3 protein-coding genes and 2 pseudogenes are annotated in these 8162 nt (G+C 57.8%); 4 read left to right on the forward strand and 1 reads right to left on the reverse strand.

The annotated features are described in order from the left end of the window. Nucleotides 1-61: 61 nt before the first annotated feature. Nucleotides 62-574 (forward strand): annotated as a pseudogene (locus FHW79_RS26250) (ribonucleoside-diphosphate reductase, adenosylcobalamin-dependent); the annotation flags it as partial. Nucleotides 575-1066: 492 nt separating this feature from the next. Here FHW79_RS26250 and FHW79_RS26255 read toward each other — a convergent pair. Beyond that, nucleotides 1067-1872 (reverse strand): annotated as a pseudogene (locus FHW79_RS26255) (IS5 family transposase). A 730-nt stretch (nt 1873-2602) separates the two neighbouring features. On the opposite strand from FHW79_RS26255, the gene traF reads away from it, so the two are divergent. From traF to FHW79_RS26270, 3 genes are all read left to right on the forward strand, one after another. After that, the gene (gene traF, locus FHW79_RS26260) at nt 2603-3595 is read left to right on the forward strand and encodes a conjugal transfer protein TraF (RefSeq protein ID WP_183181634.1); all 993 of its coding nucleotides are present in this window, start codon (nt 2603-2605) and stop codon (nt 3593-3595) included. Continuing rightward, the gene (locus FHW79_RS26265) at nt 3592-5010 is read left to right on the forward strand and encodes a conjugal transfer protein TraH (RefSeq protein ID WP_183181635.1); all 1419 of its coding nucleotides are present in this window, start codon (nt 3592-3594) and stop codon (nt 5008-5010) included. The genes traF and FHW79_RS26265 overlap by 4 nt, the downstream gene beginning before the upstream one ends. A gap of 7 nt (nt 5011-5017) precedes the next feature. Then, nucleotides 5018-8162 (forward strand): conjugal transfer protein TraG N-terminal domain-containing protein (locus FHW79_RS26270; RefSeq protein WP_183181636.1); only part of this gene is annotated, 3145 nt, incomplete at its 3' end.

Raw genomic sequence — 8162 nt, forward strand, 5'->3', positions numbered from 1 at the left:
CGGATGTCCACTTCGGCATCGACCTATCAACCTTGGCGCGGCTGATCGAGGAGGATGCGATTTGACCCCGGATCAACCCGATTTTCCGGAGAGCCTCAAAAAGGAGGAATACCTCGCCCGCCCGTTCGTCAAGCGCCTTCCCAAGGACATTCGCGACGGCATTGACCGGTACGGGATTCGTAACGGCGTGCTGCTCTCGGATGCCCCCGCGGGCACAACCGGCCTGTATGTCGGAAATCAGAGCAGCGGCATCGAACCGGTGTTTGCATTCCGTTACGTCCGGCAGCGCCGTGTCGCTGAAGAGATGGTGTCGGAGGTAGTTTTCGATCCGGCCTACCTTCTTTACTGCCACATGCACGGCCTTGACCCGGAAGCTCCGGAGACGGCCGCTTGCTTGCCCGAGTTCATGGTCACAACCGCCAAGCTGTCGGTACGCGATCACGTTCTCACCCAGGCTGTGTGCCAGCGGTACGTGGACTCCTCAATTTCCAAAACGGTCAACCTCCCTGCGGAGGTGTCGTTTGAGGCATTCAAGGACGTCTATACGCTTGCGTACGCAACCGGCTGTAAGGGCTGCACGACCTACCGTCCCAACTCGGTGACGGGTTCGGTCCTGTCGGAAACGGAGGAGAAGGTCGAACCGAAGCCCGCCGTGGCTGAGGTGTCGGCTGCCGCACCGCCGATCACCACCAAGCTGCCGGATGAGCTGGATAGCAAACGCCTGAAGGTGAAGTTCAACAATCAGACCTTCTACCTGAATGTGTCTCGCTATACCGAACCAACTGGCCGCACGCGCGCTGTGGAAGTATTCGTCTCCACCGACAGCCTCGCCGAAACGGAACTGGCCACCGCAGTCGCCAAGCTGCTGAGCCACATCCTCCGCTTCGACGCAGATCCGATGGGTGCTCTCGCCAAGCTCAAGTCCGTCTCTGGGCCAGACGTGGCGTGGGTTGAGGGAAAGATGTATCGAGGTCTGGTGTCGCTCATCGCGCACAAGCTCGAAGCGTACATCTTGTCTCTCGACGCCCAGCAGCGCGGTCCCAACTGCGACTGCCACCAAGAGCGCCTAACAGAACCATTTCAGTACGAAGCGCCAGCAGATGAGGCTGGCGGCGATGTGGTGAAAGGCGGTGAAGATGTCGGCGCGCCGCTCGTAACGGACGGCGAGGCGGCGGAAGCGGGCGAACCAAGCGAGCGTACGCTCGACCACCCAACGGTGTCGGCCCAGGCGCTCGCTGCTCTCGATGCCGCGGCGGGCGATACGCGGAATGATGGCCCGCCGTCGCAGCGCTTGTCGGCAGAAGGCGAAGTCGTAGCCCTTGTCGGCGTGCAACTTGGCCGGTCGGCGCCGTGGCCGGCCCACACACTGGCGGATCGCCGGCACAGCATCGACCAGCGCCTCAAGCAGCTTGCTGTCGTGCCGGTTGGCCGACGAGATCCTCAGAGCGAGTGGAATGCCGTTGGCATCGACGAGGATGTGCCGCTTGGAGCCCGGCTTGCCGCGATCCGTCGGGTTCGGGCCGGTCTCCTCGCCCCCCTTTTTGCCGGAACGGCGGCGCTGTCCACCGCGGCCCGCTCCCAGTTGATGGCGTTGGCGTAGCCGAGCCGGTCGAGCAGCACGCGGTGCAGCCGTTCCCAGACGCCGGCTTGGTGCCATTCGTGCAGCCGGCGCCAACATGTCATGCCCGAGCCGCAGCCCATCTCCACCGGCAGCAGTTCCCAGGGAATGCCGGAGCGCAACACGAACAGGATGCCGGTCAGCGCCGCGCGGTTATCCAGCCGGGGCCGCCCGCCCTTCGGCTTGGGTGGCTCCGGCGGAAGCAAAGGCTCAATCAGCGCCCACAGGGCATCGGAGACGAGAGGTGCAGCCATGCCCCTCCCAACAGCCCAATCCCCGTTTTGTTAGGCGCTCCAAGTGTCCACTTCGGTGGAGGGGACGAGGATGGTCCAGGCCAAGGCGCAAGCGCTTCCTGGCGCCATGCTATGCCCAAGCTGCAACGAGGTCGCGGTCATTCGTGAGGATGGCTGCGAAAAATGCTACTCCTGCGGCGCAGGAAAATGCTCCTAAAAAATGACTGGCACCTTGCCGGGCTTTCGGTTGTCGGTGTCCGCATAACGTGAGAATGGCACCCCATAAGCCGAGAGTTTCACCCCCATAAGGTGAGACTTTCGGCGAGTGGGACGTCAGTGAATCACCCCCGATTCAAAGGCTTGTTCCTTGGTTCTTTGGTGGTTTCGAAAATGCGGAAATTCTTGTTTTATGCGTAAGCCGATGCGGGAATTCCCACCTTACGAGGTTCCCTTGTCTCAGGTTATGCCGTCGGCCGGGGCCTCTGCGGCAAGTCTTTCCGCTATTCCCTGTCTCACCTTGTGGGCAAACCCACATCGGTGTCCAACATGGACATTGGAAGCCCGGCGCTTGTTCGTTTGTTCAGTTTAGCCAGCTGTATCTGCTGTTGGGTATTCCCATCCAGGGGATGGGAGTGACCCGTTTCCATGTGTCATTCAAGCTTATTATAGCCCGCCACACCCGAGAAAGGCATCGATTTCCAGCGCCTTTCAGCGGCGCGAAGAAGGGGCCTGGAAAGGTAACTTTGCGGGCATGACGATACGCTCCGCTCTCATCAGCACCACTGCTGCCTTGCTCGCGGCGTCGATAGCTTATTCTGCGTCCGCCCAGCAGATGGGGCAGCCCGCCGGCTTCTATGGCGATCGGGAGCGCGGCTGGTTCTGGTATGAGGTCGAGCCGGAGCCAGACGAAGAACCCCCGCCCCCGAAAAAGGAGGAGCCCGCTCCTCCAGCGCCAGCTCCAACCCCGCCTCCCGTTCAGCCACTAGCAACTCCAGAGCCGAAGGTTCCGGCCTCGCCATCATTCGGCTCGGCCGCATGGTTGCGGGAGAATTTGCCCAAGTACCGTGACCGCGCGCTCGATGACCCCAGCGCTGAAAACGTGCGCGCCTACTACGTCGTTCAGCGGCTTGCCATGGACAAGGCCTCGGCGTTCACGGACATGGCCCAGCGCGTCGTCGTGGGCGATCCGCTGCTCGACGAAACCGGCCGTCGCCCAACCGCGACCTTTGCCGCGAACGAGATGAATGCCGTGGCGGGTGAGGCCACCGACGCAGAGTTGAAGGAGATCGCCCAGCAGGTCGGCATCTGGTTCTTCTACCGCAGCGATTGCGTCTACTGCGACAAGCAGGCGCCGGTTTTGGAGATGCTGGAACGCGCCTATGGCTTCAACATCACCTCAATCTCCCTTGATGGAAAGCCCTTGCCTGGCGGTCAGTTCCCGAACTTCCGGGCGGACACGGGACAGGCTGCAAGGCTGGGTGTGGACCGCACCCCGACCCTGGTGCTGGTCCGGCCGCCGGAAGGCATCCAGACGATCGCTCGCGGCGTCCTATCGCTGCAGGAGTTGAGGCGGCGAATTCTGACCGGCGCGCTTAACGCCGGCTGGATCGACCAGGAGACGTTCAACAAGACCCGCGCCGTGGACACCGGGCCAATGCTGCCCGCGAAGATCGATATGCCACCCGAGGTCGCCTCGGACCCCACTCAACTCGTCAACCATCTCCGCTCATTGGTGAAGCAATGACCAAAACCGCTCGCAAGATCGTCGCCGCGGCAACCGTGAGCGCTTGCCTCACCGTCGCCGCGGCACCCATCCATGTTCAGGCGGCTGGGCTGCAAAGCCAAATTGATTCGCTGTTCGGCAGCATGAGCAACACAACTCCACCTGGGGTTTGGGAAACGCAACGGCGCGGTGTATTCGCTGGTGGGCAGTTCACGGCCAAAAACCGCATTATGAACGAGAACTTGATCTCGTTCGTGCCACCGAGTTTCGAAGCTGGCTGCGGCGGCATTGATTTGTTCGGTGGCAGCTTCAGCTTTATTAACGCCGATCAGTTTGTGCAGCTGATGCGCGGTATCGCTGCCAATGCTGCCGGTTATGCATTTCAGCTTGCATTGGGTTCGATGTGCCCGGAGTGCGCGTCGATCATCGAGCAAATTCAAAAGAAGATTCAGGAACTTAACCAGTTCTTCGGCAACAGCTGCCAGCTGGCTCAGGGCATCGTTAACGACACGCTGGGTGCAGCACTGAAAAAGCAGGAAACTGAAGCGTCAAAGATTAGCTTCTCCAAGGGCATTGGTGACATTTTCCAATCATGGACAAACACCGGCGGGTCTGGACCCGTTCAGGATGTCGCAAATAACACGCCAAACGAATTTGAAACAAAAGTCAAAGGGAATCTTGTCTGGCGAGCACTTAAGAAGCACGCTGTCAGTGGCTGGTTTACGGGCGGCGATGAAGACATGCTTGAGGCCATGATGAACATCACCGGTACCGTCGTGGTCGGCGATATGGAAGATGCGGGGGACGGAAAAAAGGCGCCGCGATATACCGCCATCACCGGAAACAAAATTCGCTTCCGAGATTTAGTGAATGGAACAAACGGTCAGCCCATCCCGGTTCTTCGTTGCGACAATAAGGGGGCCAACGGGTGCACGAATCCGACTATGGGTACTATTGTTATTAAGGGCTTTCGCAAGTTATTGGAGGAAAAACTGCTCGATGGTAGCGGAGGCACACCGGGACTAATACATCGGATTGCCAGCAATCAAGGAAGATTGAGTGAGGCAGATCGAGCTTTTTTCTCACCGCAGCCTTACAACTTAGCGCCGATGATTTTCCAGTTGGCAAAAAATGGACGACATGGGGCCGTTGCCTTGACGCAACGCGCTATTCCTCACTTAGCCCATGATTTGGCCACCCTGATGGTGGACGACATGAGCAAAGCCGTTGATACAGCCGTGAAGGTCACAGATGACGCGCATGCGAAGGCGCTGAGTGCCCTACTACAGGAATCGCGCAAGGATCTGCGCGAGCAACAGCAACAGGTTAGTCAGCAAATCGGCAGCCCAACAGATCTTTACAGAGATTATTTGGTACTGTTGGACATTGCCGAAAAAGTGCGATATGCGGCAACCGGCGCCGTCGCAAGGGAGTGATGGTGATATGTGGAACATAAACAGCATTGGTGATGCCGCGTTTCTTGCCGAGATCCTCAACGCAGTCGCTATGATTGTCGGAACTGGCGAGTTTTATGCTGTTGCGCAGATCGGTCTTCTTCTTGGAGCCCTGCTTGTCTGCTTTCAGGCAGTCGGCGCGGGCGCGCGGGCAATTGATTGGCAGAAAGTGTTCCTGGGTTGGGTTGTGTTCTCTCTCCTCTTTGGCCCTCCCACGACCGTCACTGTCACCGATGCATATACCGGCCAAGTGCGCCCGATTGCAAATGTGCCTGTGGGGGTAGCGGCGGGTGGCTCACTGATTTCAGAGATTGGCTACCAGCTCACTCTGCTTTTCGAACAAGGGTTCTCAATGCCTTCCATGACGCAGCATGGGTATGGAAGTGCGCTGGAGGTGCTGAAGAAGGTTCGCATTACCACCGGTGATCCGGTGATGCTTGGGGCAGCAAACAACTTCGCTGGCGGGTCATCGAACTTCGCAAAATCTTGGGCAGAATATGTTGCCGCATGCACAACTGTCGGCATTAGCAGAGGGGATATCGATGCCGAAAAACTTTATAAGTCTAACGACCTTGTTCAGGCCCTTAAATGGGATTCATTTATGGCTACTACCAGACTGTGGATAAGAGCATCTGGCGAAGAGCGCTATGAGTGTTCCGAGGGGCACGCGGAACTTGTGCCCGTTACAAGCGCGGTCATTACTAAATATATGAACGAGGTGCTACCACCTATACTTAACGTCCCTCCTTTAGATGTTTCCGCTACGATTGGCAATGCTCTTCTGGGGCTTGGCGTAACGTCGGTTTCGCCGGAGCAATTTGTTGCCACATCGATACTGCAGCCTATTTTTGAGCGCGGATCAATTGCTCGGTCAGAAGAAGACCGGGCGTTCAGCTATGCCAAGATGATAGAGGACGCGAAGAACCAGCGAGCAATGTCATGGATGGGTGAGGCGTCTATGTTCCGAAGCATCGTTCGACCGATGCTAACCTTCCTGGAAGGGTTTACTTACGCTGTGACCCCAATCATGGGGTTCCTTGTCGTACTTGGGCCTATGGGCATATCCATTGCTGGCAAGTACGTCCTGACGTTGCTCTGGATCCAGCTTTGGATGCCAGTGCTTGCCATCGTAAATCTGTTCATCCACTTGAGCCTCACCAAACGGTTCGCAGGTCTCGAAGACTCTGGCTTCTCTCTTGACTCAATGAATGGCCTCCTGGCCGCCGATGGCGCCTTGCAGAAGTGGATATCCACCGGCGAGATGCTAGCCTCCTCGGTTCCAGCTCTGACGCTCATGCTTATCTACGGTGGCTCGGTGGCCGCCACGCACCTCGCAGGCCGTCTTCAGGGAGGTGACTTCATTAAAGAGGATAAGGTGGCTAGGGACACGTTCAACGCTGCGCCCAAATACCAGATTGCACCGGACTACACCGTTGACTCAAGTCGAGTGACGATGGCATCCGGCAAGGAGTCATCACTGCTCAACTTCAGCATGGGCTCACTCGCGCAAAGTCAAGTTTCGTCTCTCCAAAACGTCGCCGATGCAAAGACGCAAACGTTCGCTGACAGCCTTGGGACGACCATTGCTCGACAGGTAGCTCAGCAGCACAAAGACGGAACTAGCGACCTTTTCAAAAGTGGGTCAGGCTTTACGAATAGCGAGTCTTACAAACTGATGTCGAGCAGGATGGAGGACATCACTCGCCAGTATGCAAAGGACAATACGGTTGGGCAACAGCTTATTAACGCTGCGGCCATGGAGTACGGCTTAACCGGTCAAATCAGCGCGAAAACGAGCAAAGCTCTGGCAGCTCAATTCGGCGCTAAGGGCGTCGACCAGATGAGCGAAAGCACGGGGAGCAGCGCCTCTGAAAAGATCATAGCTGGGATCAAGTCGCAGTATGGTAGGGAAGATGCTTTGTCAGGAGAGTTGAAGAAGACCGCAGTGCGAGAGGCCGCCACAACATCGGAAAATTCGTTCACACAAAGCCTAAGTGAAACTGATCAACGAGCGCTGACTCAGACCGCGCAGCAAGCTCTAACCGCGCAGAAAGCCTACCAAGAGGCCGAGATGGCACAGCAGTCTTTTGGCAGCACCCAGGCGCTTGGAGCAGGACAAGCAGTTCAGAACGTCAATATGGGGCACGGCGGGAAAGAGGGGTTGGAAGGAGAGCTTCTGCGACACAACAAGCTTGCAGCGCGTGACGCCTATGTCCGCAACGATGCACGAAATGGTGGTGTCGTAAGGAGCGCTTTCCGCAATGATGATGATTTCATCACCTATGCGGGGCTCGTCACTCTGAACAACAATAATCCCTTAGGAAAAGCGGCATCTGCAGCTGAAGCGACAGAAATGAAGGCGTCTCTGTTCCGGGTGCTATCGAGTTCGTCGAATCATGATCACGGCAAGATGGGAGACGCATCGAAATTCGCCAGCCTGTCAGACAAAGAGAGGGAAATTCCGGAGATCGCTAGTGGAGTCGAGCAGCATGTCGCTAAAATACAACCACTAAACAGTGGCGCAGTGGGGCGTCCAAGCTCCGTGTCGATGCCGACTGAAGATAGACTTAAAGAAAATTACCAGAATAATCAGATGGACCATGTCGATGAGTTTACTCAAAGAGGGGACGTGAAGAGGGCGGGGCGAGATCATGAAAGGGTTCGCTTGGACGTCAAGGACGATGTTGCTAAGGGTGAGGCTCACTTCAATCGACCCTCTGTTATTAGGGGTGCCTATTTCTTAGCGCAGGGCGGTGCCGGAGATATGAAACCGATTGATCCTCCCCGCGCTACAGTGACGTTGGCGCCCCCACCGCCGTCAATTAACTCGACGCAAGGTGACGGCGGAACCGCTTCGTCGGCGAACCCTCCCCGCAACGCGCCTATGCCTGCGGCGCCCCCACCGCCATCAAGTAACTCGACGCAAGGGCACGGCTCCTTTGTTCCGGCAGCGGCTTCCGTCACGGCTGGACATCCGGCACAAGGCGGTGCTGCAACCGAGGCGCCAGATGAGCCGGTCCGCGGCGCACCTGCGCCTGCGGCATCGCGCCCGCTCGACAACTCGACGCAAGGGCACGGCTCCTTTGTCCCGGCGGCGGCTTCCGTCACGGCTGGTCATGCGGCACAAGGCGGTG

This window comes from Azospirillum sp. OGB3, from assembly GCF_014192915.1.
Taxonomy (GTDB): domain Bacteria; phylum Pseudomonadota; class Alphaproteobacteria; order Azospirillales; family Azospirillaceae; genus Azospirillum.

Coding starts and splice junctions, on each gene's coding strand:
- FHW79_RS26265 (WP_183181635.1), top strand. CDS start 3,592: ATGACCAAAACCGCTCGCAAGATCGTCGCCGCGGCAACCGTGAGCGCT.
- traF (WP_183181634.1), top strand. CDS start 2,603: ATGACGATACGCTCCGCTCTCATCAGCACCACTGCTGCCTTGCTCGCG.